This is a genomic window from Streptomyces sp. NPDC043685 (assembly GCF_056436585.1).
This window is the reverse complement of sequence record NZ_JBWKCH010000006.1, coordinates 464,414-490,148: the sequence shown is the minus strand read 5'-3', so window position 1 is coordinate 490,148 and position 25,735 is coordinate 464,414. Positions and strand designations below refer to the sequence as shown.

General features: G+C 72.5%; 23 protein-coding genes. 9 read left to right on the top strand and 14 right to left on the bottom strand.

What is annotated here, in order from left to right; all coding sequences use genetic code 11:
- Positions 1-276: 276 nt before the first annotated feature.
- The 5 genes from AC0665_RS22085 to AC0665_RS22065 all read right to left on the bottom strand — a co-directional run bounded on the left by AC0665_RS22085 (position 277) and on the right by AC0665_RS22065 (position 7,254).
- Positions 277-837 carry a PDZ domain-containing protein gene (locus tag AC0665_RS22085; RefSeq protein ID WP_478603988.1) on the bottom strand — a complete coding sequence of 187 codons (561 nt, stop codon included), beginning with the start codon at positions 835-837 and terminating at the stop codon, positions 277-279.
- Between the two features lie 137 nt (positions 838-974).
- Complete coding sequence (gene cyc2 / locus AC0665_RS22080) at positions 975-3,173, bottom strand: germacradienol/geosmin synthase Cyc2 (RefSeq protein WP_478705630.1); 2,199 nt, start codon at positions 3,171-3,173, stop codon at positions 975-977.
- A 105-nt stretch (positions 3,174-3,278) separates the two neighbouring features.
- Positions 3,279-4,469 carry a damage-control phosphatase ARMT1 family protein gene (locus tag AC0665_RS22075; RefSeq protein ID WP_478705629.1) on the bottom strand — a complete coding sequence of 397 codons (1,191 nt, stop codon included), beginning with the start codon at positions 4,467-4,469 and terminating at the stop codon, positions 3,279-3,281.
- Positions 4,470-4,525: 56 nt separating this feature from the next.
- A complete protein-coding gene (locus AC0665_RS22070) occupies positions 4,526-5,173 on the bottom strand; it encodes a ScbR family autoregulator-binding transcription factor (protein WP_363119025.1) in 648 nt (215 codons plus the stop codon).
- Between the two features lie 281 nt (positions 5,174-5,454).
- On the bottom strand, positions 5,455-7,254 hold the full coding sequence (locus AC0665_RS22065) for a S8 family peptidase (RefSeq protein ID WP_478603994.1): 1,800 nt from the start codon (positions 7,252-7,254) through the stop codon (positions 5,455-5,457).
- A 364-nt stretch (positions 7,255-7,618) separates the two neighbouring features.
- Here AC0665_RS22065 and AC0665_RS22060 point away from each other — a divergent pair, with 364 nt between their 5' ends.
- Positions 7,619-8,545, top strand: a complete 927-nt coding sequence (locus AC0665_RS22060) for a lytic polysaccharide monooxygenase auxiliary activity family 9 protein (protein WP_478603996.1) — start codon at positions 7,619-7,621, stop codon at positions 8,543-8,545.
- An 18-nt stretch (positions 8,546-8,563) separates the two neighbouring features.
- On the opposite strand, the gene AC0665_RS22055 is transcribed toward AC0665_RS22060, so the two are convergent.
- Positions 8,564-9,205, bottom strand: coding sequence for a Tat pathway signal sequence domain protein (locus AC0665_RS22055; RefSeq protein WP_363119022.1), 642 nt, complete (start codon positions 9,203-9,205; stop codon positions 8,564-8,566).
- 632 nt (positions 9,206-9,837) lie between these two features.
- Here AC0665_RS22055 and AC0665_RS22050 point away from each other — a divergent pair.
- Both AC0665_RS22050 and AC0665_RS22045 read left to right on the top strand, forming a co-directional pair.
- A complete protein-coding gene (locus AC0665_RS22050) occupies positions 9,838-10,509 on the top strand; it encodes a DUF6230 family protein (RefSeq protein WP_478603998.1) in 672 nt (223 codons plus the stop codon).
- A complete protein-coding gene (locus tag AC0665_RS22045; RefSeq protein WP_478604000.1) occupies positions 10,509-10,955 on the top strand; it encodes a DUF6114 domain-containing protein in 447 nt (148 codons plus the stop codon). The genes AC0665_RS22050 and AC0665_RS22045 overlap by 1 nt, the downstream gene beginning before the upstream one ends.
- A gap of 88 nt (positions 10,956-11,043) precedes the next feature.
- Here AC0665_RS22045 and tatA read toward each other — a convergent pair whose 3' ends face one another.
- Positions 11,044-11,271, bottom strand: a complete 228-nt coding sequence (tatA, locus tag AC0665_RS22040) for a Sec-independent protein translocase subunit TatA (RefSeq protein ID WP_468631737.1) — start codon at positions 11,269-11,271, stop codon at positions 11,044-11,046.
- Between the two features lie 77 nt (positions 11,272-11,348).
- Here tatA and AC0665_RS22035 point away from each other — a divergent pair, with 77 nt between their 5' ends.
- The gene (locus tag AC0665_RS22035) at positions 11,349-12,908 is read left to right on the top strand and encodes an LCP family protein (RefSeq protein ID WP_478604002.1); all 1,560 of its coding nucleotides are present in this window, start codon (positions 11,349-11,351) and stop codon (positions 12,906-12,908) included.
- Here the strand turns inward: AC0665_RS22035 and mgtA are convergent.
- Both mgtA and AC0665_RS22025 read right to left on the bottom strand, forming a co-directional pair.
- Complete coding sequence (mgtA, locus tag AC0665_RS22030; RefSeq protein ID WP_478705628.1) at positions 12,899-15,391, bottom strand: magnesium-translocating P-type ATPase; 2,493 nt, start codon at positions 15,389-15,391, stop codon at positions 12,899-12,901. The genes AC0665_RS22035 and mgtA overlap by 10 nt on opposite strands.
- Positions 15,381-15,728, bottom strand: a complete 348-nt coding sequence (locus AC0665_RS22025; protein ID WP_363119205.1) for an ArsR/SmtB family transcription factor — start codon at positions 15,726-15,728, stop codon at positions 15,381-15,383. The genes mgtA and AC0665_RS22025 overlap by 11 nt, the downstream gene beginning before the upstream one ends.
- A gap of 391 nt (positions 15,729-16,119) precedes the next feature.
- Here AC0665_RS22025 and AC0665_RS22020 point away from each other — a divergent pair, with 391 nt between their 5' ends.
- From AC0665_RS22020 to AC0665_RS22000, 5 genes are all read left to right on the top strand, one after another.
- Positions 16,120-17,121 (top strand): substrate-binding domain-containing protein, encoded by a 1,002-nt coding sequence (locus AC0665_RS22020; RefSeq protein WP_478604006.1) that lies wholly within the window; start codon positions 16,120-16,122, stop codon positions 17,119-17,121.
- A gap of 194 nt (positions 17,122-17,315) precedes the next feature.
- On the top strand, positions 17,316-19,742 hold the full coding sequence (locus tag AC0665_RS22015; RefSeq protein ID WP_478604009.1) for a sensor histidine kinase: 2,427 nt from the start codon (positions 17,316-17,318) through the stop codon (positions 19,740-19,742).
- 14 nt (positions 19,743-19,756) lie between these two features.
- The gene (locus AC0665_RS22010) at positions 19,757-20,188 is read left to right on the top strand and encodes a roadblock/LC7 domain-containing protein (protein WP_010034179.1); all 432 of its coding nucleotides are present in this window, start codon (positions 19,757-19,759) and stop codon (positions 20,186-20,188) included.
- Position 20,189: 1 nt separating this feature from the next.
- The gene (locus tag AC0665_RS22005; RefSeq protein WP_363119013.1) at positions 20,190-20,549 is read left to right on the top strand and encodes a DUF742 domain-containing protein; all 360 of its coding nucleotides are present in this window, start codon (positions 20,190-20,192) and stop codon (positions 20,547-20,549) included.
- Entirely contained in the window at positions 20,536-21,120 is a 585-nt protein-coding gene (locus AC0665_RS22000; RefSeq protein WP_363119012.1) for a GTP-binding protein, read from the top strand. Before AC0665_RS22005 ends, AC0665_RS22000 begins: the two co-directional genes overlap by 14 nt.
- Positions 21,121-21,131: 11 nt before the next feature.
- Here AC0665_RS22000 and AC0665_RS21995 read toward each other — a convergent pair whose 3' ends face one another.
- From AC0665_RS21995 to AC0665_RS21975, 5 genes are all read right to left on the bottom strand, one after another.
- On the bottom strand, positions 21,132-22,043 hold the full coding sequence (locus tag AC0665_RS21995; RefSeq protein WP_478705627.1) for a hypothetical protein: 912 nt from the start codon (positions 22,041-22,043) through the stop codon (positions 21,132-21,134).
- Positions 22,044-22,166: 123 nt separating this feature from the next.
- Positions 22,167-23,123 (bottom strand): ABC transporter substrate-binding protein, encoded by a 957-nt coding sequence (locus tag AC0665_RS21990; protein WP_468403002.1) that lies wholly within the window; start codon positions 23,121-23,123, stop codon positions 22,167-22,169.
- A 75-nt stretch (positions 23,124-23,198) separates the two neighbouring features.
- Positions 23,199-23,864 (bottom strand): ABC transporter permease, encoded by a 666-nt coding sequence (locus tag AC0665_RS21985; protein ID WP_478604016.1) that lies wholly within the window; start codon positions 23,862-23,864, stop codon positions 23,199-23,201.
- Complete coding sequence (locus AC0665_RS21980) at positions 23,861-24,571, bottom strand: ABC transporter permease (protein WP_478510381.1); 711 nt, start codon at positions 24,569-24,571, stop codon at positions 23,861-23,863. The genes AC0665_RS21985 and AC0665_RS21980 overlap by 4 nt, the downstream gene beginning before the upstream one ends.
- Entirely contained in the window at positions 24,568-25,692 is a 1,125-nt protein-coding gene (locus AC0665_RS21975) for an ABC transporter ATP-binding protein (RefSeq protein ID WP_468404779.1), read from the bottom strand. The genes AC0665_RS21980 and AC0665_RS21975 overlap by 4 nt, the downstream gene beginning before the upstream one ends.
- Between the last annotated feature and the right edge of the window lie 43 nt (positions 25,693-25,735).

The following is a 25,735-nucleotide window of genomic DNA, read 5'->3' as shown; positions in this document are numbered from 1 at the left end:
CCTCCCAGGACGGACGAAGGTGCTACGGGCAGCATCCTGCCCGGCCGGAGGGGGCTGCGCGAGCCGTCTGCGGGCATTCACCCAGGCGACCGCCCTGACGGCGGCGCACCGCCCTCCCCCACGGCACCGGGCGGGGGCCCTGGCCCGACGCCCTGCCGGTGCCCCTGGGAGGGCGAGCCGATCACCGGGCGGGGCGCCTCGCCCGGCCCGGTGTGCCCCGTCCTGGACGATTCGGGGCGGCTCACGGACCGCTTCCGGGACGGACGGTAGGGCGCTTCACGCCGCCACGGCCGGTACGAGGGTCAGCTGCTCGTAACCGCCGCCGCGGTGGCGGACCGTCAGCCTGACCTCCGCGCCCGGCCGGGCGCGGGCCACGGCCCGGACCAGATCGGCGGCCGTGTCGATCCGGGTCGTGCCGAAGGCGAGGAGGACGTCACCGCGCACCAGACCGGCCGCCTGGGCCGGCCCGGGCACGTGCAGCCCCACCACCACGGCCCCCGGCGTGCGGGCGTCCATGACCTGCACGCCGAGGGTGGTGGCGACGGGAGCGGCCGGAGCGGCGGCGGGCGAGGCGCCGGGGGGCGACGGCGTGTGCCACGCCCTCGGGCCGAAGCGCCCGCCCTTGCCGGCCAGGGAGACGCCCATCGCCCCGAGGCCGATCCCGGACAGCACCAGAACCGCGCCGACGAACCCGGCCAGCAGGACGTTGAGGAGCCGCCGCCCCCGGCGCCGGGCGGCGTGCGGGCGGGGTCTCGACGGGCCGGATCCGGCCCCGGGCGCGGCAGGCCCGGGCTCCTGGCCCGGCATCGGCTTGGGTCGCAGCGCGGTCTGTTCCATGGCTCGCCTCCGGGTGGTGCCGATCGCCTCCGGCGGATCCCGGAACGATCACGGCAGGTGCTCTACCCGGCACATCGGCGGCCGACGAGCCACGAACGAGTGAGACTGACCGGGGCCCGGCGCGGACAGGGATCGGCTCAGCGGAGCGCGGGCACGGGCACGGCCGGCGGGCGGCCCGGGAGGAAGCCGTGGGCGCGCCGGGACAGCCACTCGTCCTTGTAACGGTCCACCGCGCGGTGCCAGTTGAGGATGCCGGACATCCAGTTCCGCAGGTCCGCCACGTAGGTCGCCATCGCCGCGCGCGCCTCCCGAGAGAGCCGGAAGTCGTCGTACAGGACGGGCAGTGCGTGCTCCACGACGTGCTCGAACTGGCGCATGCGCTGGTTCAGCAGGTCGTGCACGATGCCCAGCCCGGTCGGGTAGTCGCAGCCGAAGAAGGTCTGCACGACGAGGATCGCGTTGTGCATCTCGCCTTCGAACTCGATCTCCTTCTGGTAGGAGAAGACGTCGTTGACCAGGCACGCGAAGTCCATCGCGGCGTTCTCCAGGGAGCGGACCGGGCCGCTGCTGTAGACCTCGGGCGGGACGGACGGGCCGTGTCCCATCCGGCACAGGCTCAGCGTGAGGTCGGACCCGAAGGTCGCCCGGCGCATCTCCAGGTAGTCCACCGGGTCGGGCACCCGGTTGTGGAGCTGGTTGAGCAGCTCCCACACCCAGCTCTCGGTCATGACGTCGATCGCGTTCTTGAGCGTGCGCCGCGCCTCGGGCGCCATCTGGGCGGTGGTGCGCGCCCACAGGTCGGCCAGGCCCCGCTCCATGGCGTTGGCCGGGGGCGGCGGCGTCTCACCGGCGAGCGGCATGCAGTCGGACAGGCGGGCGGTGGTGAGCCGGGCCGCGGCGAGGTCGCGGCGGTGTCCGTAGACCAGCGGGTAGTAGTCGTCGCCGTAGGTGCCCCAGGCGAGCCACTGCGCGCTGAGGTCGAGTGCCTCGGGGGTGGCGTCCGGATCCAGGCCCGCCGAGCAGAGCGGGAGGTCGTAGGCCCGGAGCTTGTCCTCGTCCCATACGCCTTCGGAGAGGATGCCCATCCGGCCCACCCAGGCGCGCAGGCTGCGGCGGGCGTGGTCCACGTGCGGGCTGAGGTGCAGCGGGAACGGCATGCGGATGTCGGGGATCCGTGACGGCCCGACCTTCCGGTACGGCACATGCGTGAAGGAACGCAGCCTCCCCGCCTGCCCGGACCGTGTGGGCGACGCCCCCACGGCTCCGGCCGTCGCGAGCAGGGCGCGGACGTCGGCGGCCGAGGTGCCGATGCCGGAGCAGCCCGGCCACGGGCTGTCGCCGCGCGCCGCGTTCTCGTTCATGTAGCGGCTGGAGCGCAGATGCCATTCGTGGCCGCCGGACTGCCAGTCCTGGAGCCCCTTGGTGTACGCCGCCACGGCCGCGACCTCGTCCGGCGTGAGCCCCTTCTCCAGGGCGACGGCAGGCACTTCGGTGAACGCGGTGTGCTCGAACTGGTGCAGCCGGGAGGTGAGGACGTCGTTGACGATGTCGGCGGCCTCCTGTGTGGTGCAGCCGAAGAAGGTCTCCAGGACGAGCACGCCGTTGCTGTTCTCGCCCTCGTCCTCCACCTCGCGCTGGTAGGAGAACAGGTCGTTGCGCAGGTGCACGGCGTCGGAGAACGTCTCCATCAGCACCCTGAGCGGCCTGGTGCCGGCGACGGCGGCGGGCACTTCTGCGGTCGCGTACTCCACGAGCCCGGCCGACCAGGGGGCTCCGCCGACCTTGCGGCGCATCTCGATGTACTCGACGGGGTTGGCGATCCGCCCCTCGTTGATGTTGGACAGCTCCCACATCGACTCGTTGAGCAGGTGCTCGGTGGCCACGGCGAAGCGGCGGCGCCAGTCCTCGGACATCTTCGGCACCGTGCGCGCCCACAGGTCGGCCAGGCCCGCCTCGACCGGGTTGCGCGGCTCGGGGACGGGAGTCGACAGGTCCAGCGGCATGAACAGCGGCAGCCGGTCCAGGTGGGCCTTGCCGGCGGCGCGGTCCGGGCTGCGCTTGTACATCTCCAGGAAGTGGTCGTCGAAGAAGAAGACCCACACGTACCAGTCGGTGATCAGGGACAGGGCGGGGGCGTCGCAGTCGGGGTGGGTGTAGGCGCAGAGCAGGCCGTAGTCGTGCGCGTCGAGGTCGGCCTGCTCCCAGACGCCGGAACCCTCCAGCATGCCCATCTCGCGGGCCCACCGCGTGGAGTGGGCCCGGGCCTCGTCGAGATGCGGGTTCAGCCGCGCGGGATGCGGCATGTAGAAGGGAGGGAGTTCGAACGGCTGCGTCATGGCCGGGCCCTACCCGGCGCCCCGCGGCGGCATCCGCCGGGCCGGACATGATCACACCATCGCGTGAATCGGGCGTGAACGCGGGCGAGGGGGAGGTGATGTGGCTTAGCCGGGGACCTTCACCTGGATCAGCGCATGCGTGCCGCTGGTGCGCCAGCGCTGCTCCTCCTTGGCGACCAGGGCGGCCTCGGTGTCCGCGTCGAGGCCGGTGATCACGTCGGACTTCAGGGTGCGCAGGGCGGCGACCGGGCCGGGGAAGGAGGCGGTGACGTCGGCGAACGGCGTGGTCGGCTCCCAGAGCCGGTCGCCCACCAGGCGGCGGTAGTTGAGGTCGCCCTTGACGATGGTCAGCGTGGCCGCGGTGAACTCGGCGCGCAGGTCGCCGGGCATCTGCCCGTACGGCAGCGGGGCGCTGGAGAAGGGGTGGGCGCGCAGGCTGAGACGGCCGTCGGCCAGGGCGGACCACAGCCGCCGCCCGTACGCGGCGGCCGCTCCCCCGGCTCCGGTCAGCCGGCGCACGGCGTCGACGACGTCGGCGGTGGTGGCGTCGGAGACGTAGTAGGGGTACGGCTTGACGTGCAGCACCGCCCGGCCGATGCTCCCGCTCTCCAGGAGGTGCGCGATAAGCAGGAGATCGGGGACGAGTTCACGGCCCGCGTTGTCGGCGACCAGGCACAGGGTGCCGCTGTCGGGGCCGGTGGTGTCGAGCAGTGACCAGAGCCGGTCGCTGTCGTCGGCGACCAGGGCGGGGACGGCGTCCGGCTGCCGCGCCCCTTCGTCGGAGAGGCGGAAGCCGAGGTCGGCGCGGTTGCCCCAGAGGGAGCCGTGCAGCAGGGCCTGTGCCTGTTCGGTGGCGGAGAGGCCGGAGAGGTCGTCGAGGGCGGCGAGTTCCTCGTCCGTCTCGGCGGAGTCGAGCTCGGCGAGCTTGGAGGGGCGGAAGGGGTCGATGCCCTGCCAGGGGCCCGGGCCGAAGTAGCCGACGGCCTGGAGGAGTTGGCGGTAGAACCAGCTCTCGGACCACAGCCACGGCACGTCGAACCAGGACCGGCCGGTGTACGCGCGCAGTCCCCAGGCGTCCCAGAGGGCGCGGTCGTGCGCGTCGGCGGGGAGGGGTTCGATCCTGCCCTCGGTGCAGTTGACGAGCAGGTCGTCGAGGGCGCGGTGCTGCGCGGGTTCGTACGGGAAGGCCTCGCGGACCTGCTGGATGACGGCGGGGTGCCGCTCGGCGAGCACACGGTGGGGGAAGGAGCCCGGCTGGTTGCCGAGGAGCACGGGTGCGGAGGGGGTGTCGGGCATGGGCCTCACCGTAACGCGCGGGTGCGGCGCGCGGGACGGCTCGCCCCGCGACCCGGTCAGACGGGGGCGATCTCCCGCTCCAGGCGCGCCGCCAGGCTGAGATAGCGGGCCCGGCGGGTCACCGGGACCAGACCGCGGATGAGTATGTTCCACATCTCCGCGGTCCGGCGGGGCTGGCGCGCGACCGGCTCACGGGAGCGGCCCACGACACGGGTGCCGACGAAGAAGCAGACCAGCGAGTGGGCGACGACGTCGATGTCGATGTCCGGGTGGAGGTCGGATTCCTTCACCGCGCCGACGAGCCGGGAGGTGACGATGTCCAGCCATTCGGTGAAGGGGTGGCTCAGGGGCGGGCGGGGCCGGATCCCGCCTGTGGCGAGCCGCAGGCCGGCCCGCAGCACCGGGTCCTCGACGGACATGCGGGTGATGCCGAAGGTGAGGCGCATCAGCGCCTCCAGGGAGGTGTGGCCGCGGTTGTCGGTCTCGGTCGCCATCCGGCGGGCGGTGTGCGACTGGAGTTCGAGGATCGCGTGGGCGAGATCCTCCTTCGCCGCGAAGTGGAAGTACAGGGCGCCCTTGGTGACGTGGGCGTGCTCCACGATGTCGCTGAGACTGGTCGATTCGTAGCCGCGACGGTCGAACAGGTCAGCGGCGGCCGTGATGATCGTCGAGCGGGTCTGCTCGGCTCGCAACTGCCTCGCCATCGGCTGAACTCTCCCGGGACGGAAATGAACGGGTCATGCCGTTTGTTTTTACCCCCCGTACACGATAACTCACCCTCAGACGGTGTTCACCACACCAGTGTGCCGGAGTGCGGGTGCACATCCGGCAAAACAAGCGCAACTGGTGAAAGGAAACAGCGCGTTCGGTATCTAAATATGGGGCTTGTGGGGCCAGACGTAAAGGCGGGCCGGCCGGTGCCCCATCCGCACCGGCCGGCCCGCCCGCTGGGTGGCCTGCCTCGTTCAGCGTTCCCGAAGGAGGATCAGAAGGTCAGCTTCCAGCCGTTGAGGGTGCCCGTGTCCTGCGCCGCGGTGTCCTGGACACGCAGCTTCCAGGTGCCGTTGGCCACCTCGGAGGAGGCGTTCACCGTGTAGGTGGTGTTCACGTTGTCGGCCGAGTCCGAGGCGGCGGACTTCAGGCGGTACGCCGAACCGTCCGGCGCGACCAGGTCGATGACGAGGTCACCGCGGTAGGTGTGGGTGATGTCCACGCCGACCTGGAGGGCCGAGGGGGCGTTGCCGCTGCGGCCGGTGACGCTGATCGGCGACTCGATCGCCGCGCCGTTGTCCGGGATGGCGACGGCGGTGGTGCTGGAGAACGTCGTGCCGGTGGACGTACCGCCCTTGACGGCCTGGACCGTCTTCGCGGCGTCCGCGAGGCCCGCGCCACAGCCGCCGGAGCAGGCGCCGGGCAGCGGGCGGGCGTTGGCCTTGATGGCCGACTCGATCTGCGCCGGGGTGAGGGCGGAGTTGGCCGACTTCATCAGGGCGGCGAGGCCCGCGACGTGCGGGGTGGCCATGCTGGTGCCCTGGTAGTAGGCGTAGTTCTCGCTCGACGGCGTCTTCGTGCCGGAGTTCAGCGTGGAGAGGATGCCGTTGGCGGTACCGGTGCTGGTCTGGCCGCCGGGAGCCGAGATGTCGACGAGGGTCCCGTAGTTCGAGTAGGACGCCCTGGCGCCGGAGCGGTTGGTGGCGGCGACCGCGATGACGTTGTTGCAGTTCGCCGGGGAGGCGTTGGAGACGTTCTGGTTCTCGTTGCCGGCCGCGACGACGACGGTGGTGCCGCGGTTCACGGCGCCGGTGATGGCGCTCTGGGTGGCGCTGGAGCAGGCGCCGCCCCCGCCGAGGCTCATGTTGATGACCTTGGCGACGTTGGTGTTGGCGGGCACGCCGGCCACGGTGCCGCCGGACGCCCAGGTGATGGCGTCGATGATGTCGGAGTCGTAGCCGCCGCACTTGCCGAGGACGCGGAGCGGGGAGATCTTCGCGCCGTAGGCGATGCCGGCGACGCCCTTGCCGTTGTTGGTGGCGGCGGCGATGGTGCCGGCGACGTGGGTGCCGTGCCAGGAGGAGGTGGACGCGGCGATGCCCTGGCCGCACTCGTTGTCGTTGTACCAGTCGCCCGGGTCGGCCGGGTTGCTGTCACGGCCGTTGCCGTCGACGGAGACGGCGGTGTCCGAGATGAAGTCGTAGCCGGCCACGATGTTCGCGGCCAGGTCCGAGTGGGCCACGTAGCCGGTGTCGATGACGGCGACGGTCACGCCGGTGCCGGTGGTGGTGTCCCAGGCGCCGGGGACGTTCATGCCCGCGGTGGCCTCGAAGAGGTCCCACTGCTTGCTGTACTCGGTGTCGTTCGGAGTGACGGCCGTCGGCTTGTTCAGACGGTCCGGGACGACGTAGGCGACCTGCGGGTCGGCCTGGTACTGGGCGACGACGTCGGCGACGGACGCCTTGGAGGGGTCGGTGCCCAGCTCGACGAGGGCGGCACCGGTACCGAGGCGGCGCTGGAAGTCGACGTCCTCGCCGGTCTTCTCGGCCTTGGTCGCGGCGTCGGCGGCGGCGGCCTTGTCCGACTTGGCCTCGCTGGCGCCGGACTTGTAGCCGACGATGAGGCGCTCGGCCGGGGCGCCGGGGGCGGCCTCGGTCTGAGCGGCCGGGACGGCGGCCGGGGCGGTGGCGGACTCCTGGGCGACGGCGACCGAGGCGGGGGCTGCGGTCAGCAGGGCGGCGGAGACGGCGGCGACGGATATCAGCTTCCGTCTGAGCTCTGGGGAGATACGCACGGTCGTTGCCTTTCGTGGCCGGACTCCGGGCTGGGCGGAGCGGCGGTGGGGTCGCTTCGTCCTCGAAGCGGAGGGGGGTCGTTCGAAAAGCGAAGAGCGACGCGATGGCCGGCCAGGCGTGAGGCGGGAAGCGGACCCGTTCGGGGTTACCTGTGGGTCAGCGGTGCTCGAACGATAGGCAAAGAGAAGGTCAGCGGGATACGGGGGAAACCCTCGGTTCGACGGCGACCCCACCCTCTATGGCGGGCGGTCGAGCGCCCAATGGCCCCTTTTCGCGCGGGTCGTGACGTGATGAACGCACCGGGCCGATTTCCCGTACTGCACACCGAACGTCGCCCCACCCAGGCCGAGGAGACGCAGACGGATGTCTCGTACCACCGCACACCGCACCGCACTCGCGGCCGCCCTCGTCACCCCGCTGCTGCTCCCGCTGTGGGCGGCGGGCCCGGCCCGGGCGCACGGTGCGCCGACGGACCCGGTGAGCCGGGTGGTGGCCTGCTCCCCGGAAGGGGGTGAGCGTGCCGGCACGGCGGCCTGCCGTGCGGCCGTCGCCGCGAACGGCGGGCCCTTCACGGCGTGGGACAACCTGCGGGTGGCGAACGTCGGCGGCCGGGACCGGCAGGTCGTCCCGGACGGGAAGCTGTGCAGTGGGGGGCTGCCCGCCTACCGGGGCCTCGATCTCGCGCGCTCCGACTGGCCGTCGACCCGGGTGACACCCGGCGCCACGCTGACCATGCGGTACGTCTCGACGATCCCGCACACCGGCACGTTCCGGATGTACCTGACCAAGCCCGGCTACGACCCGGACGGGCCGCTGTCCTGGTCCGACCTGCCCGACAAGCCCTTCGCGGAGGTGACGGACCCGCCCCTGACGAACGGCGCCTACCGCTTCGGGGCGACCCTGCCGTCCGACCGGGCCGGGCGGCACGTGCTGTACACGGTCTGGCAGAACAGCAGTACGCCGGACACCTATTACTCGTGCTCGGACGTGGTGTTCCCGCAGGCGGGGAAGCAGCAGCCGCAGGAGACCGAGCCCGCGCGGAAGCCGGAGCGCGAGACGGAGCAGCAGAAGGCGCCGTCGGAGGAGTCGTCGAAGGAGGAGGCGCCGTCGGCTAGCACGGCCGTGCGGAGTCCCGGTCCGCGATCGCGACCGCGAGGCGACGAGACGCCCCTGGCCGTCACCGCCGGCCCGGCCTCCGGCCCGTCGGCGCCCATGCTGGCGGGCGGCGCCGCGGCGGTGCTGTTGCTCACCGGCGGCGCCGCCCTGGCCGTACGACTACGGCGACGCTGAACTACCGCTGTTCAGCGATTAGTTGACGTTGACGGCGACGCCGCCCTTGGTCACCGGGGCGTACTTGGCGGTGAAGAAGGCGTTGGCGAAGCACAGCGACGAGCCGGACACCTTGGTGAACTGCTGGTTGGTGAAGGAGATGCTGTTGTCGGCGTTGCTCGCCGTGCCGGTCAGGCCGGGGGCCTGGTAGACGCAGGTGATGGTGCCGAGCAGGGTGCGCAGCTTGACGGTGGACTGGACGGTGGAACCCGCGGCCGGGGCCACGGAGACGGTGCCGTCGGAGGACACGCTGGTGGTGTAGGGCAGGTTGTCGACGGTGATGCCGCTGACGCCGAGCACCCCGACGACGTTGGCGGTACAGCCGCTGGTGTCGAAGCTGTGCTTGGTCAGGGACTCGGTGGCGGTGCCCGGGGCGGCCGGGTTGTCCGTGACGGTGGCGGAGAACGCCGACTTGGTGCAGGAGATGCCGTTGGTGCCGGTCGCGCTGGAGTGGAAGGTGGCGGCGGTGCCGCTCGCCAGGGACGCGTCGAGGACGTCGCCGACCGCGACGGATCCGCCGTCGGCGGTGGTCAGGACGGGGGTGTCGGCCGCGGAGGCGGGGGCAGCGAGGCCCAGGGCGGCGGCGGCTGCGGTGAGGGCGATGAGGGTGCGCGTACGCATGCGGGTGTACCTCTTTCGATAGCGGGGGGTGTGGGGTGGGGGTGCGCCGGGCCTCCGCCGTCGCCGGCTCGTCACGCCTTCTCCGTACGTGACGGGCCGGCAACGGCAGGCCGGGTACCGGCCGGAGGCTCACACGGGAAGGGACCTCCGGCCGGGCCGGGCGGGGGGTGGCTGGTGGCACGGCTCGAGGAAGGGCGGCCATGCCGGGGGACTCGGGCGACGGAAAGCCCGTGCGGACGTGCCGGGCGGTGTGATGCCCGTACGGGGACGAGCGGGTCCGGGACACGCGGAAGTGCCGCGCGGCGGATCCGGCGCCACGGATCCGGTGGGACGAGGAGAGTTGTAGACCTGCGTCTCCCGCAACGTCAAGGCTCCGTAAGGGAGTTGTGCCCAGGGTGAGCCTTTCGCAGGAGCGGCGACTCACCTGCGGCGCACAACCGACACTCTTTGTCCACACTTCCCTTGACCCTTAATGTAACCGCCGGTAACTTCCTGGATGGCTACTGCGGCGTAACGAGAAAGCCCTTGCATCCGCCGGGAGTTGCGAGGAGACGTGCGTCCGTGGTCGATGTCCGCGCCAGGGCAACGTGCCACCGAAGTCCGATCCGCACCCACACGCACCTGGAGCAGCCATGACCCCCTCCGCCGAGCACACCCCCGAAAGACCGGACGGCGCCGCCGCCCCGGACGCCAGTGACGCTCCCGCGCGACGCGGACGGGTCCGGGCACGCCGGGCCGCGGTGATGGCGGTGCCGGCCACCCTGGTCGCCGCCGGCCTCGCGGTCCTCACCGCCGAGGGAGCGCTGGGCGTGCAGTTCGCCATCTCCGGCATGCCGTTCACGGTCACCGCCACCGAGCTGAACGGCACCGGTTTCGCGCAGTTCGGCGGCCTGGACGAGATGGCCGAGGGCAGCCCCAACGCGGGTGACACCGGCGGTCAGGTGCTGGTCGTCACGTCCGTGATCAAGAACGCGACCCTCTCCAAGCTGTGCCAGAGCGTGGACCTGGGCGGTACGAACCTGGTCATCCGGGCGGGCGAGGGGTCGCAGAAGGTCAGCGCCAGCGATCTGACGACCGACTCGACCGAGCTGACCGGCGACGCCGCGTTCAACAACATCGAGATCGGCAACGACGCCAGCACGCTCGACAAGGCCGGTCCGAAGGGCCGCGGGCCCAAGGGTGTGTTCAGTCAGCAGTCCGACACGGTGCACATCGCCAACCTGCGGCAGACCAACTACGCCACGACGGCCGGTGTGTTCAAGCTGCCCGGTCTGAAGCTGGGCTTCAGCGGGTCGGGTTGCTGATGTCGCGCGGTCCGCGCGAGGGAGTCCGGCCCGCCTTCAGGCAGTGGCGGGCCGACCGCCCGTTCTGGGGCGGGCTGCTGCTCGCCCTGGGCGGGGCGGAGGTCCTGCTCACCCTGAAGGCGTCGCTGGACGTCATCCTGCACGTCGGCATGCAGGGCCTGGCCGGGTACCTGCTCCCGGCCGTGATGCTGCTGTGCGGCGTGCTGATCCTCTTCAACCCCGCACAGCGCCTGTTCTACTCGGTGATCGGCGTGCTGGTCTCCCTGGGCACCTGGCTGACCTCCAACCTGGGCGGTTTCTTCGTCGGCCTGCTCCTGGGCGTGATCGGCAGCTGCCTCGCCTTCGGCTGGCTCCCGGACCAGGAGCCCCGCGTCAGTCGCAGGAAGCGCCGCAAGGAGGCCCGGGCGGCGAAGACGGTGCCGTCGGCGCCGCTGGGACAGTCCTGAGGTCCGTCGCGCCCAGTCACCGGTGCACCGGTGCGAAGAATGGCCCGGTGCGCCGGTGTGAAGAGTCACCCGGTGCGCCGGGTCCGCTTCACGGCCGGGCCTGATCGGCGTCCACGGGCATGGCGGGCCGGGCCTGCCCGGCGGGTGCCGCGTCCGAAGCCCCCTCCTCCTTCAGGGCCTTGGCCTCACTTTTGAGGATCCGCATCGAGCGGCCCAGCGAGCGTGCCGTGTCCGGCAGCTTCTTCGAACCGAACAGGACGATCACGACGATCGCCACGATCAGCAGGTGCCAGGGCTCCAGTCCGTTGCGCAGCACGTCATGCCCTCCCTCTCGTCGACAGTTGCTACATTGCGCAACTGTACAACCCCCGCGCGAGAGGCAAGCAGACGCCGATGACGGTCACCAGCAATCGGAGGACGGACCCGCCGCGGCACCGGAGCGGGGGCGCCGCCCACGGCAGCCGGGCCACGCCCCGGGACGGCGGGCGCCGGCGCGGCCGCCGGCGCGGCCGGGGCATACGCACCGCCCTCCTGATCGGGCTCGCGCTGCTCGTGCTCGCCGCCGGCGGCGCCGGATGGCTGTATCTCGAACTGGACGGCGACATCAGCACGTTCGACTCCGGCGGCCTCTCCGACAACCGCCCCGACGCCGCCTCGTCGAAGGGCGAGAACGTCCTGGTCATCGGCTCCGACACCCGCACCGGCGGCAACAACGCGCTGGGCGGCGGCGAGAAGGACGACGTGGGCCGCTCCGACACCGCCTTCCTGCTGCACGTCTACGCCGACCACCGGCACGCCATCGCCGTCTCCATCCCGCGCGACACGCTGGTGACCATCCCGCCCTGCAAGCTGCCCGACGGCACCTGGACCAAGGCGCGGCCGGACACGATGTTCAACGCGGCGTACTCGGTCGGCCAGACCGCCGAGGGCAACCCGGCGTGCACCCAGAACACGGTCGAGCAGCTCACCGGGCTGCGCGTCGACCACACCGTCGTCGTCGACTTCAAGGGCTTCGCGGAGCTGACGGACGTGGTGGGCGGGGTGCGGGTGTGCCTGCCGCAGGACGTCCACGAGAACGATCTCGACCCGCATCTCACTTCCCCCGGCAAGCTGCTCTTCCACAAGGGCGAGCAGACCGTGTCGGGGCAGAGGGCCCTGGACTACGTCCGGCTCCGGCACGGCATCGGCGACGGCTCCGACATCGGCCGGATCAAACGCCAGCAGGCGTTCGTGGCGAGCCTGCTGAAGGAGGTCAAGGGCAAGGGCCTCACCCCCACACGGCTGTTGCCGCTGGCCGAGGCCGCCACGAAGTCGCTGACCGTCGACCCGGGCCTCGGCTCCGCCGACAAGCTGATCTCCTTCGCGATGAGCCTGAAGGACATCGACCTGCACAACACCGAGTTCGTCACCCTGCCCTGGCGCTACTCCGGGTCCCGGGTGGCGATCGTCCAGCCGGACGCGGACGTCCTGTGGGCAGCGCTGCGGGCCGACCGCACGATCGACGGGCACGACGCCGGCGGCAAGAAGACCGGAACAGCTCGTTCCAAGACCTCCGCCTCCCCCGCGCCGGTCTCCGGTGAGGGCATCGACGTCACCGTCTACAACGGCACGGCCGTCCCCGGCCTGGCCGCCCGTGCCACCGCCGCCCTCACCGGGGACGGCTTCACCGTCACCGGCACGGCGACGGCCGCCGACCAGCACCGCGGGAGCACGCTGGTCGAGTACGGACCGGGCCAGGAGGACCGGGCCAGGACCGTGGCGCGGGCCTTGCCCGGGGCCGAGCTGCGGTCCACGGCCGGCGACGGGATCAGCGTCGTCCTGGGGCAGTCGTACGCAAACGCCCCGGCGGCGGACCCGTCCGCCTCCCCGGCGCCGGCCGCCGTGCCGTCCGAGGTCGCCGACGGGGCCCGGACCGCGGACGACAACCCCTGCTCGAACCTCACCTACGGCTGACGCCGCCGGTGCCGGGTCCGGGCCGCCGCCAGGGCCAGCGCGTACAGGCCGAGGACGACGGCCGGCAGCAGGTAGTAGGCGGCCGGCAGGGCCGTCATGCCGAGGGCCGCCCCGAGGGGACTCGGCGGGAGCAGCAGGCCCACGACGGCGAGGCCGCCCGCCGCCAGGCCGACCGGACCCGGCGAGCTGCCCGCCGCGTCGCGCCGGCCGGTGCGCAGCAGCAGCATCACGGCGGCCTGGGTGACCAGGTTCTCGGTGAACCAGGCGGAGTGGAACACGGCCTCGTCGTCCAGGGCGTCGGGCCCGTTCAGCACCAGGGCGAGGACGGCGAAGGTGGCGAGGTCGGCGAGGGCGTTGAGCATCCCGAAACCGACGGCGAACCGCAGGAAGGAGCGCGGTCTGAGCACGGCCGGGCCGCGCAGGGCCGCCGCGCCGGGACGGTCGTGGGCGAAGGCGAGCTGCGCCGCGTCGAAGCACAGGTTCTGCGCGAGCACCTGGGCCGGGAGCATCGGCAGGAAGGGCAGGAGCAGACCGGCGGCGAGCATGGCGACGACGTTGCCCAGGTTCGAGGAGAGCGTGACACGCAGGTACGAGGCGATGTTGCCGCTCGCGTGCCGGCCGGCCGTGATCGCGTGGCCGATCGCCGTGAGGTCCTTCTCGCCCAGCACGACGTCGGCGCTCTCCCGCGCCACGCCCACGGCGGAGCGGGGCGCGATGCCGACGTCGGCGGCGCGCAGGGCGGCCACGTCGTTCACGCCGTCGCCGAGGAAGCCGACGGTGTGTCCGGCGGCGCGCAGGGCGGCCACGACCCGGGCCTTGTCCTCGGGGGTGCAGCGGGCGACGACCGTCGCCTTCGCCGGGTCGTCGCCGAGTTGGTCGGCGGTCCGCACCTCGCCCGGGTCCAGGCCCAGGTCCCGGCAGGCCCGGGCCGCCGTGGCGGGGTGGTCGCCGGTGAGGACCTTCACCGTGACCCCGCGGTCGGCCAGTTCGCGCAGGGCCTCGGCGGCGGTGGGCGCGAGGGCGTCCCGGAAGGTCACCAGGCCCCGGAAGACCAGGCCCCGGGCATCGGCCGTGCGGGCGCCCGCCGGGCGGTCGGCCGTGGCGACGGCCAGGACCCGCAGCCCGGCGTCCGCCTCCCGGGCGGCGAGGGCGAGCAGCCGGCCGTGCTCGCCGGGCGGCGTCGCGCAGCGCTCCAGGACGGCTTCCGCGGCGCCCGTGACGACGACGGTGTGCCGCCCGGGCTCACCTCGTACCACCGCGGTCGCGGTCCGCCGCACGGGGTCGAACGGCACGGCGTCCACCCCGTCGTACTCCTCGCCCACCGGCCCGGCCGCCTCCAGCAGGGCCTCGTCGAGGGCGTCGGGGGCGGGCAGTTCGGCGAGCTGGAGGGTCCACCAGGCGCCGACGGCGGCCCAGCGCAGCACCTCCGGGTCGGCCCGGCCGGCCGGGTCGAGGGCCCTCTCGACGACCGGGCGGTCCCGGGTGAGGGTGCCGGTCTTGTCGACGCACAGCACGTCGACCGCGCCCAGGTCGTGCAGCGCCGGAAGCCGTTTGACGATCACGCCGTGCGCGCGGGCGAGGAGGGCGGCGCCGCGGGCCAGGCAGGTCGTGACGATCACCGGCAGCATCTCGGGCGTCAGCCCGACGGCGACCGCGACGGCGAAGGGCAGTGTCTCCAGGCCGCGGTCGCGCAGGGTCGCGTTCGCCATCAGCACCAGGGGCGGTGTCAGCAGCATGAACCGGATCAGCACCCAGGAGATCCCGTGCACCGACCGGTCGAAGGCCCCGTCCTCGCGGGGCGCCTCGGGGGCCCGGTGGGCGGCCGCGAACCGCGTGCCGGACCCGGTCGCCAGCACGACGGCGGTGGCGCCGCCCGAGGCGACCGCGCTGCCCTGGAAGCACAGGTGGGACTCGTCGGGGGCGTCCGTGTCGACCGCCCGTTTGGCCACCGGCGCCGACTCCCCGGTCAGCGCGCCCTGGTGCACCGTGAGCCCCCGGGCCCGCAGCAGCCGCAGGTCCGCCGGGACCAGATCACCGGGGCCGAGCCGGAGCACGTCGCCGGGGACCAGTTCGGCGACCGGCACCTCCCGGGGCTCCGGCGGCTCGGCGGGGCCGGGGCGGCGCAGCACCGTGGCGGTGCCGGCGACCAGTTCGCGCAGGGCCTCCAGGGACCGGTCGGCCCGGTGCTCCCCGCTCGCCCGCAGCACACAACTGACCGCGACCAGGGCGAGGATCACCACGGCGGTGCCCCAGGAGGCGACGGCGGCGGACACCAGCCCGAGGCAGAGCAGTACCGCGGTGAAGGGGTCGCGCAGGGCGCGTACGCACCGGCGGGACCAGGAGGAGGTACGGCGGTCCGGCAGGGTGTTCTCGCCCACGGCGGCCAGCCGGGACGCGGCCTCGGTCTCGGTCAGCCCCCGGGGCCCCGACTCCAGCCGGCGCAGCACCTGATGGGTGGTGCCCTCGGCCGTCTCAGAGGCCATGGAGGTGGCGGCGCGCGGGTGCGGCGCGGCCGGTGAGCCGGTCCACCAGGAGCCGCACGACCTCGACGATGTCGGGATCGTCGACGTAGTACACCTGCCGGCGGCCCTCGCGGCGGGAGCGGACCAGTCCGGCCAGCTTCAGCTTGGTGAGGTGCTGGCTGACCGCGGGCAGCGCCCCGCCGACCCGTTCGGCCAGCCCGGTCACGTCGCTCTCGCCCTGCGCCAGCGCCCAGACGATGTGCAGCCGGGCGGGCGAGGCCAGCAGACCGAAGGCCTCGGCGGCCCGGGCGAGCACGTCCGCGGACGGGTCCTCGAAGCCATCGCCGGCTGCCGCCACCGTCACCGCCCCTTCCGTCGTCCCGCGAGGCCGTCCACCGTCCCGCGCGCGCACCAGTGTAGGCAGGCGTCCCGGGGCGGAACGGGTCGCACCGGGGCCGATCGCCCGGGGTGGACCCGGCGGCGGCACCGATCCGCACGCAGCGCCCGAACCGCATGGACGGTACGGAAAGCCGAGGTGAGAGGCTCCTCGACGCCATCCGTTCGACAGGTCGGACAGATCATCACGATGCGGCAGCGGCACCTCACGGCACGTGGCTGCTCACTTGACGACCGGTGGTCACACACGGTTGGCTCCGGGCCAGCGAGAGTCATCCGGTCGGTGCACACCCTGCGGTCCGCCCGCACTCTCACCCTGCTCTTGCTCGGCCGCACAGCGAGGTCCGCTCCTCATGAACACTCCTCCCCCGCCGCCCACTTCCGCCGGACGCGTCCGCCTCGCGGCCGTGGCGTCCGCCCTGTGCCTGCTCGTCTCCGGTTGCTCGGCCTTCGGCGCGGCCGACGGCACCGCGGACACGGCGAGCGGGCCGGGCGGGATGAAGGTCACCCTGGTGACACACGGGGGCAAGGGCGACGCCTTCTGGGACCTGGTGCGCAAGGGCGCCGAGACGGCGGCCGCCAAGGACGGCGTCGACCTGACGTACGTCAGCGACGCGGATCCGGCCGCGCAGGCCGATCTGGTGCGGGACGCGGTCCGTGACAAGGCCGACGGCATCGCGGTGACCCTGGCCAAGCCGGCGGCGATGCGCGGCCCGGTCGCCCAGGCCAAGGCGGCCGGCATACCCGTCGTGGGCCTCAACTCCGGCATCGACGCCTGGCGTCCGACGGGACTTCTGGAGTACTTCGGCCAGGACGAGTCCGTCGCGGGCCGGGCCGTCGGCGACAAGCTGGACGGCCTCGGCGCCGAGCACGCCCTGTGCGTGGTGCACGAGCGGGGCAACGTGGCGCTGGAGGCCCGCTGTGCCGGCATCAGGAAGACGTTCCGCGGCACCACGGACAACCTGTACGTGGACGGCAGCGACATGAACGCGGTGACCGCCGCGATCGCCTCCCGGCTGCGGCAGGACTCCAGCATCGACGAAGTCGTCACGCTGGGCGCCCAGTACGGGCTCAGTGCCGTCAAGGCCGTCGAGCAGGCCGGCGGCAAGGCCCAGGTGGCCACCTTCGACCTCGACAAGGACCTGGTCAAGGCGGTCCAGAGGGGCAAGGTGCAGTTCGCCGTGGACCAGCAGCCGTATCTGCAGGGCTATCTCGCGGTGGACGCCCTGTGGCTGTACCGGACCAACGGCAACGTCAGCGGCGGCGGGACGGCGCCGGTGCTCACCGGTCCCGCCTTCGTGACCAGGTCGAACGTGTCCTCCGTGGCACGGTTCGCGGCCGCCGGGACCCGGTGACCGGGCCCTTCCCGTGAGGGTGTCGCCAAAGTTTCGGTCAGGCCCGGCCCGTACGTCCACTTGTACGGATAACATCCTGCGCATCCCATGTGCCGTACCAGGGAAGGCACCACCCCCGCGCCCGTCCCCCACACACCCCCCATACCGCTCCGCCTTCCCCTTCCTCGCTCCCCGCTGAACGCCCTAGGACGACGATGTCTCGACGGACAGGTGCCCGGCGCCGTCTCGGTTCCATACGCCTCTCCCTGGTGCTCCTGGCCCTCGTGCCGGGCGTCACCCTCGCCGGCATGTGGGGCGTGACGACGATCCAGATGTTCTCGGAGGGCCTCAGGCTGCGCGACCAGACGGAACTGAGCCGGTCGACCGGTGCCATGGGCACCGACGCGACGCTCGCGCTCCAGCGGGAGCGCAGCCTGTCGGCCGCCTGGCTGGCCTCGTCGAAGGGCTCCCGGGCCGCCCTCGACGCTCAGCGCGCGCAGACCGACAAGGCGGTGGCCAAGCTGGTCGGGCAGGCCGACGCGATCGAGAGGGCGCCCTCGCGCATATCCGACCGCCTGTACTCGGTGCTCGGGTCGGTGGGCAGCCTGGAGTACTACCGGGACCAGGTGGACGACCCGACGGACATCACCGCGCAGCAGGCGCTGGACCAGTACTCCTCGATCATCGACGACCAGATCCACGCCTTCCAGGAGCTGTCCCAGGTCGACGACGGCGACCTCACGTCGCAGGCGGGCCCGCTGGTCGGTCTGGAGCACGCCGCGGAACTGGTCTCCCAGGAGGACGCGCAGCTCACCCTGGCGTGGCCGTCCGGGTATCTGGACGACAAGACGTGGACGCAGTTCACGGAGCTGGTGAACACGCGGCGCTGGCTGGTCCAGGACCAGGTCGTGCCGCAGCTGACGGGCGAGGCGAAGGCGCAGACCGAGCGGATCCTGGCCGGCCGCGAGTGGCAGACGCTGCAGTCCGTCGAGGACCAGGTGCTGGCCGCGCGCAACTCCGGGTCCGACGCCGACCGGATCGCCCTGCCGGACGCGCACCGGCGGTGGTCGGCCGCCATGGACAAGCTGTCCGAGCAGTACGCGGGCCTCATCCAGCAGCAGACGACGGGGTTGCTGGAGCGCAGCGCCGACAAGGCGGACGCCCTGCTGCTCAAGGCCGCGCTGCTCAGTGCGGGCGGACTGCTCGCGCTGCTGGTGTGCGTCGTCATGTCCTGGCGGATCACCCGCTCGCTGTCCCGGCGGCTGCGCGGCCTGCGCCGGGCCGCCGTCAGCCTCGCGCAGGAGCGGCTGCCCGACGTGGTGGCGCGGCTGGAGCGGGGTGAGACGGTCGACCCGGAGTCGGCGACGACCGAGCTGGACTACGGCCACGACGAACTCGGCCAGGTGGCCCGGGCGTTCAACACCGCCCAGCGCACGGCCGTGCACACCGCCGTCGAACTCGCCGACACCCGGCGCGGCTTCCAGAAGATCATCCTGGGCATCGCACGGCAGAGCCAGAACCTGGTCAACCTCCAGCTGAGCAAACTCGACACGCTGGAGCGCGAGCACTCCGACCCCGACATCCTCAAGGGCCTGTACGAACTGGACTCCACGGCGAGCCAGTTGCGCCGCTACGAGGAGAACCTCGTCATCATCAGCGGTGAACGGCCCGGCCGCAGCTGGAGCGAGCCGGTCGCGCTGATGGACATCCTGCGCAGCGCGGTCGGGGAGGTCGCCGAGTACCAGCGGGTGGACGTGCTCACCGAGGAGGAGGTGTGCGTCGCGCCGCCCGCGGTGGCGGACGTCATCCATCTGCTGGCCGAGCTCATCGACAACGCGACCGCGTACTCACCCGCCCCGAGCCCCGTGACGGTGCGGGCCGGGATGGTGGCCAAGGGCCTGGCCGTCGAGGTGGAGGACCGCGGCCTCGGCATGTCGGAGGAGGACTACACGTCCTTCAACGAACAGTTGGCCGTGCCCCCGCAGTTCGACGTGGTGGCGCTCGCCGACGACCTGCGCCTCGGCATGTTCGTGATCGCCCGGCTGGCCCACCGGCACGGCATCGCCGTCACCCTGCGCTCGTCGCCGTACGGCGGGACCACGGCCATCGTGCTGCTCCCGCACGAGATCGTGGTGCGGGAGACTCCCGGCGGCGACGGCAGCGGCGGCGGCGCGAAGGACGCCGACGCCTCCCGGGAGGAGCTGGTCGCGGTGGACGGACGGGGTGCGGGCGACGCCGGGCGGAGCGAGGCACCCGGGGGCGCCGGGGCATCGGCGGGAGCCGACCGCGCCGCCGTGTCCGCCCGTGAGCCGCGGCCCCTCGTCACGGCCCGCACGGCCTCCGCCGCCCCGTCCGCCGCCCGCGAGGTCGTCTCCCGCCGGGACGGACTGACCCCGCTGCCCCGCAGGGTGCCGCAGACCAGCCTGGTGGAGGAGCTGCGCGAGGAGCCCGCGCCCGCCGCCGACGGCGCCTACGACGACTTCACCGCGGAGGCCGCCGCGTCCTCCCTGGCCGGCTTCCAGCGCGGCACGCTCCGGGCCCGTGACGACGACGCCGAGCCGCCCCACGACCCGCAGGCGGCCGCGGTAGCCCGGCAGGCCGCCGCCGATCCCGTCCCCTCGACTCCGCCCGCCGACCGCTGACGAAGGACACCGCAATGACACGCCCCATCCCCGCCACGCACACCCAGCTCGACCAGCTGCTGACCGGACTCGTGGAGCGGGTCGCCGACGTGAACCAGGCCGTGGTGCTCTCCGAGGACGGCCTGGTGGTCAGCAAGTCCACCGGCTTCCTGCGCGACGACGCCGAGCGGCTCGCGGCGACCGCGTCCGGTCTGATGAGCCTCAGCAAGGGCGTCAGCATGGACTTCCGGGGCGGTCCGGTGCGCCAGGCGCTCATCGAGATGGCCAACAGCTATCTGATCCTGACCTCCGCCGGGCCCGGCGCGCACCTGGTCGTGCTGACCGGTCCGGGCGCGGACGTCGGGGTGGTGGCGTATCAGATGAACATGCTGGTGAAGAAGATCGGCGAGCACCTGAGCGCGGCACCGCGGGGCGTGGCCGGACCCGTCGTCGACCCAGGCGTGTGAGGTGAGCGGGGGTGATGCGGCGGGCCGGCTGGTCAGACCGTTCGCGCTGACCGGTGGCAGGACCCGGCCCAGCCGCGCCGACTTCACGCTCATCTCGACGGTCACGGCGGTCGATCCGCCGCCCGCCGCGGCGGCCCGGTGCCAGCCCGAGCACACCCGGATCCTCCGGCTGTGCGCCGAGCCGCTCGCCGTGGCGGAGCTGGCCGCACGGCTCGACCTGCCGGTGAGCGTGGTCGTCATCCTGCTCTGCGACCTGCTGGAGGCGGGCCGGATCACCGTCCGCCCGCCCCGCCTCGTGACCCGCACCACCCCCGACCTGGACCTGCTGCAGAAAGTGAGGGACGGCCTTGGCCGGCTCTGACCTTGCCACTGACGCGTCTTCGGCCCCCGACACGGTCAAGATCCTCATCGCCGGGGGTTTCGGCGTGGGCAAGACCACCCTGGTCGGGTCGGTCAGCGAGATCGTCCCGCTGCGCACCGAGGAACCCCTGACCATGGCCGGTCTGGGCGTCGACGACCTCGACGGCATCGAGGAGAAGCGGGCCACCACCGTGGCCCTGGACTTCGGCCGGATCACCATCAGCCGGGAGCTGGTGCTGTACCTGTTCGGCACGCCCGGACAGCAGCGGTTCTGGTTCATGTGGAACGACCTGGCGCTCGGCGCGCTGGGGGCGGTGGTCCTGGTCGACGTCCGCAGACCCGACTCCAGTTTCGCCGCGATCGACTTCTTCGAGCGCCGGGGCATTCCGTTCGTCGTCGGGGTCAACGGCTTCCACGGCGAGCACCCGTACCCGCCCGAGGACATCCGGGAGGCGCTCGCGCTGCCGGAGCACGTGCGGGTGCTGCTGTGCGACGCCCGGGACCGGGAGTCGTGCCGTGACGTGCTGATCGCCCTGATCGACCAGTTGATCGCGTCGGCGGCGCAGACCTGAGGCGGAACGGTTCAGCTTCGGCCGGGAGCGGCGCCGGGCGACTCGGTGTACGGCACGGGCCGGCCCGTGAACGCGTCCAGGAGGACGCGGTCGCCGAGCGGCCGCTCCAGCTTCACCGTGACCTTCTCGAGGCGCAGTTCGCCGGTGCAGGGACCGTCGTCGGCGCCCGTCACGGCGGCGGAGAGCACCACGCTGCCGTTCGTCTCCAGAGCCGCCACGACGGGGCCGTCGTCGCAGGAGCCGTGGTGCGCCACCACGGTGACGGACCGGCCGTCCGGCGCCGTCTTCAGCAGGCCGCCGAGCGGCGCCAGCACGTCCGTGGGCACGTCCGCTCCGAGCGGCCCGATGGGCGGCTCGGGCTGTCCGGAGGGGCTCACCGCGGCCCGCTTCAGCGGGCCGGAGTAGCCCTTCAGCGTGAACAGCCAGGCCGGGACGGTCGCCGGTCCGCGGGCGGTGAGCACGGTCATGTCGCCCAACTCGGCCTTGGTGACGGTCAGTCGGGGGCCCGGGCCGCTGTCGCGGTCCAGGGCCCGGTAGGCCTCGTCGGCCGTCATGAGGGGCCCGGTGAGCGACTGCCCGTCCCGCCACGTCACCCGGCCGCTGTCGTCACGGGCGGAGGGAAGGGGCGCCCGCAGGTCGAAGGTGCCGGTCGCGTAGGCGCGCCGGTCGTCGCCGCGCAGGCCCTCCGCGGGCGGTTGGACGAGCGGGGCCACCGGGTGGAAGCCCCGGTGCCACCGCGCGGCCGCCCGGGAGCCGTCCCAGGCAGCGGCGACCTCGCGGGCGCGGTCGTCGTCCCGCGCCGGCGGGGCCGGCCGGCCGCCGCCGTCCTCCGCGCGGCCGCAGCCCGCGACGGCGCCGGCCGCGGTGGCGGACAGGGCGAGGACGAGCAGCAGACGGGCGGTTCGGGTCCTGTCGGTACGCATGGCTCTCCCAGGGGAACGCGGGGCCGGGACGGGGTTTTGTCCTGTGACGCCCCACCACCGGCCCGCGTTCGGTCCCCCGCGGATCCGCCCGTGCCCGTTACCGCATCGTGACGGGCGGCCGGCTCAGGCCAGGCCCGCCGACTTCAGCCACGCCGTCGCCACGTCCAGCGGGTCCTTCTTCTCCAGCTGCACCTGCGCGTCCAGCTCCAGCAGCGTCTTCGTGTCCAGCTTCGCGGAGACCGCGTCGAGGGTGTCGACGCCCTTCCGCGGAAGGCCGCTCTTGTTGACCAGCGGGGTCACGTTGGCGAACCCGAAGAGGTTCTCCGGGTCCTTCAGAACGACGAACTTCTCCTTCACGATGGTCGGGTCCGTGGTGAAGACGTCCGCGGCCTGGACGGTGTTGCGGGTCAGCGCCGCCTGGGTCAGCGGGCCGCCCGCGTCGAGCGCCTTGAAGGACTTGAACTGAAGGCCGTACACGGACTTCAGGCCCTTGAGGCCCTGCTGCCGGGTCTGGAACTCGGGCGAACCGCCGATCACCAGGTCCGGGGCGGCCTCCTTGAGGTCCGCGAGGGTGGAGGAGGAGGTGAGCTTGTACTTCTTCGCGGTCTCGGAGTTGAGGCTGACCGAGTCCTTGTTCTCGGCCGACGACGACCGAAGCAGCGTCAGCTTCTTGTCCAGCTTGGCCTTGGCGGCCTCGTTCACCGCCTCGGCGGACTTCTGCTCGGCCTTGGGGTCCAGGTAGGCCAGCAGCGAGCCGTTGTACTCCGGCAGCACGGTGACGGAGCCGTTCTTCATCAGGCCGTACGTCGTCTCACGGCTGCCGATGTTGTGCTTGTAGGTGACCTCGATGCCCTTGGCCTTGAGTGCCTCGCCGTAGATGTCGGCGAGCAGGGTGCTCTCGGCGAAGTTATTGGAACCGACGACGACGGTGCCGGCCTTCGCCTTCTCGCCTTCCAGGGGGTTGTCGCCGGAGTCGCCGGACGAACAGCCCGCGAGCAGCGCCGCGGTGGCGGCGAGCGCGACGGCCGCCGCGCTGGTGTGCCTCGTCCTGGACCTGCTGCTCTTCGCGGTAGAAGTCATTCGACGATCCAATCCAGCCGCTTTGTGATCAGTCAAGGGCGTCCTGGTCACGGTTTGTCCATCGCCTGTCGGGGCTCAGCGTCGGCGGACCCCGGGCGACACGGCCACCCGGCCCGCGACCCAGAACAGCGCCAGGGTGACGAGCGCCAGGACGGCGACCAGGGTCGCGCCGCCGACGACCTTCTCGTAGTCGCGCTGGTAGAGCCCGTCGACGATGTACCGGCCGAGGCCGCCGAGGCTGACGTACGCGGCGATGGTGGCCGTCGACACGATCTGGATGGCCGCCGAGCGCAGACCGCTGAGGATCAGCGGCAGCGCGACCGGCAGTTCGACCTGGAAGAGGATCCTCGACTCGTGCATGCCCATGCCGCGCGCGGCGTCCACCGGAGCGGGGTCGACGGTGCGGACGGCCTCGTAGGTGGTCACCAGGATCGGCGGCACCGCGAGGACGACGAGGGGGATCATCACCGGCAGCAGCCCGAAGCCCATGACGATGACGATCAGCACCAGCAGCCCGAAACTGGGCAGCGCCCGGGCCGCGGTGGCGATGAAGGCGAGGGCGTTGCCGCCGCGCCCGGTGTGCCCGGTCAGCAGGCCGACGGGCAGGCCGATGGCGGCGGCGAGGGCCAGGGCCAGAAGCGAGTACTGGACGTGTTCGAGCAGCCGTTGGGGGATGCCGTCGTAGCCGTGCCAGTGGGCGCCGTCGCTGAAGAAGGCGTTGACGAAGTTCAGTACGTTCACCGGGTCACCACGTCCTGGGGGGCGGCGGGCGCTTTCTGCCGTGTGCCCGGCTTCGGGCGGCCGCGGGTGCCGCTGGGCATCCAGGGGGTCAGCGCGACGCGCAGCAGCACCAGCAGGGCGTCGCAGGCGATGGCCAGGACGGCCGTGGTGATCACGGAGTTCACGGCGAGTTCGGGCCGGTCGTACTTCTGCGCGTCGGCGAGCAGGTTGCCGAGGGCGCCCTGGTTGCCGATGAGGGTGCCGACGCTGACCAGGGAGATGCTGGAGACGGTGGCGACCCGCAGCCCGGCGATGATGGCGGGCACCGCGATGGGCAACTGCACCTGGACGTAACGGCGTACGGGTCCGAAGCCCATGGCGGTGGCGGCGGCCAGGGTCTCCTGGGGCACGGACCGCACCCCGTCGACGATGGCCGGGACGAGCACCACCAGGCTGTACACGGCCAGCGGGATCATCACGGTCAGCTCGGTCTGGCCGGTGTAGTCGATGAGGACCACGAAGAAGGCCAGCGACGGGACGGCGTACAGGACGGTGGTGGCGCCGAGCACGGGCGGGTACAGCCAGCGGAACCGGACACACAGCTGGGCGAGCGGCAGGGCGAGCAGCAGACCGGCCAGCACGGGCAGCAGGGCCTCGCGCAGATGGAGTCCGATCAGGCCGGCGTAGCTGTGCTGGAGGTCGCTCGGGATGTCGAAGAAGCCGTTCACGAGGCGACCTCGGCCTTGTCGGCGTGACCGGCGGCGTGGGCGCTGCGGATCGCCTCGCCGATGGTCGCCTGCGAGACCACGCCGGTGACCCGCCCGGTGTCGTCGACGGCGACGGCCCAGCCGGCCGGGGAGAGCACCGCGCAGTCGAGGGCGGCCCGCAGGGAGTCGGTGCCGGGCACGAAGGGCCGTCCGTGCGGCAGGAGCCGGCCGGGGTCGATGTCACCGGCCGTCAGGTCGCGCGCCTCGGCCCACCCCAGCGGCCTGCCCTCGGCGTCGGTGACCAGCAGCCAGGGGGCGCCGGAGGCGGCGATCTGCTCGGCGCCGGCGTCCACCGGGATCACCGGGGCGCTGGTCAGGGGGAGTTCGGCTGAAGGGAAGAACGACAGGCGCCGGATGCCGCGGTCGGCTCCGAGGAAGTCCTCGACGAAGGCGTCGGCGGGGTGGGACAGCAGCTCGGCCGGGGGCGCGTACTGGGCGAGGTGACCGCCCTCGCGCAGCACGGCGACCATCGTGCCGAGTTTGATCGCCTCGTCGATGTCATGGGTGACGAAGACGATGGTCTTGCCCAACTCGTCCTGGATGCGCAGCAGTTCGTCCTGGAGTCCCTTGCGCACGACCGGGTCGACCGCGGAGAACGGCTCGTCCATGAGCAGCACGGGCGGGTCGGCGGCGAGCGCCCGGGCCACGCCGACACGCTGCTGCTGGCCGCCGGACAGCTGGTACGGGTACCGCTTGGCGAGGGCGGTGTCCAGGCCCACACGCTCCATCAGTTCGGCCGCCCGCGCCCGGGACTTCTGCTTGCCCCAGCCGAGCACGCGGGGCACGGTGGCGATGTTGTCGAGGATCGTGCGGTGCTGGAAGAGGCCGGCGTTCTGGATGACGTAACCCATGGACCGGCGCAGGGTGGTGACGGGCCGGCGCTGGATGTCCTCGCCGTCGAGGAGGATCCTTCCCTCACTCGGTTCGACCATCCTGTTGATCATCCGCAGGGTGGTCGTCTTGCCGCAGCCCGAGGGGCCGACGAGGACGGTGATCGAGCGGTCGGGTATCTCCAGGGAGAGCCGGTCGACAGCCACCGTGCCGTCCGGATAGCGCTTGGTGACTGATTCGATCCGTATCAAGGCGCCGGAGCCCTTCGGGTTGGCGGAAGCGTTGGCCATGGTC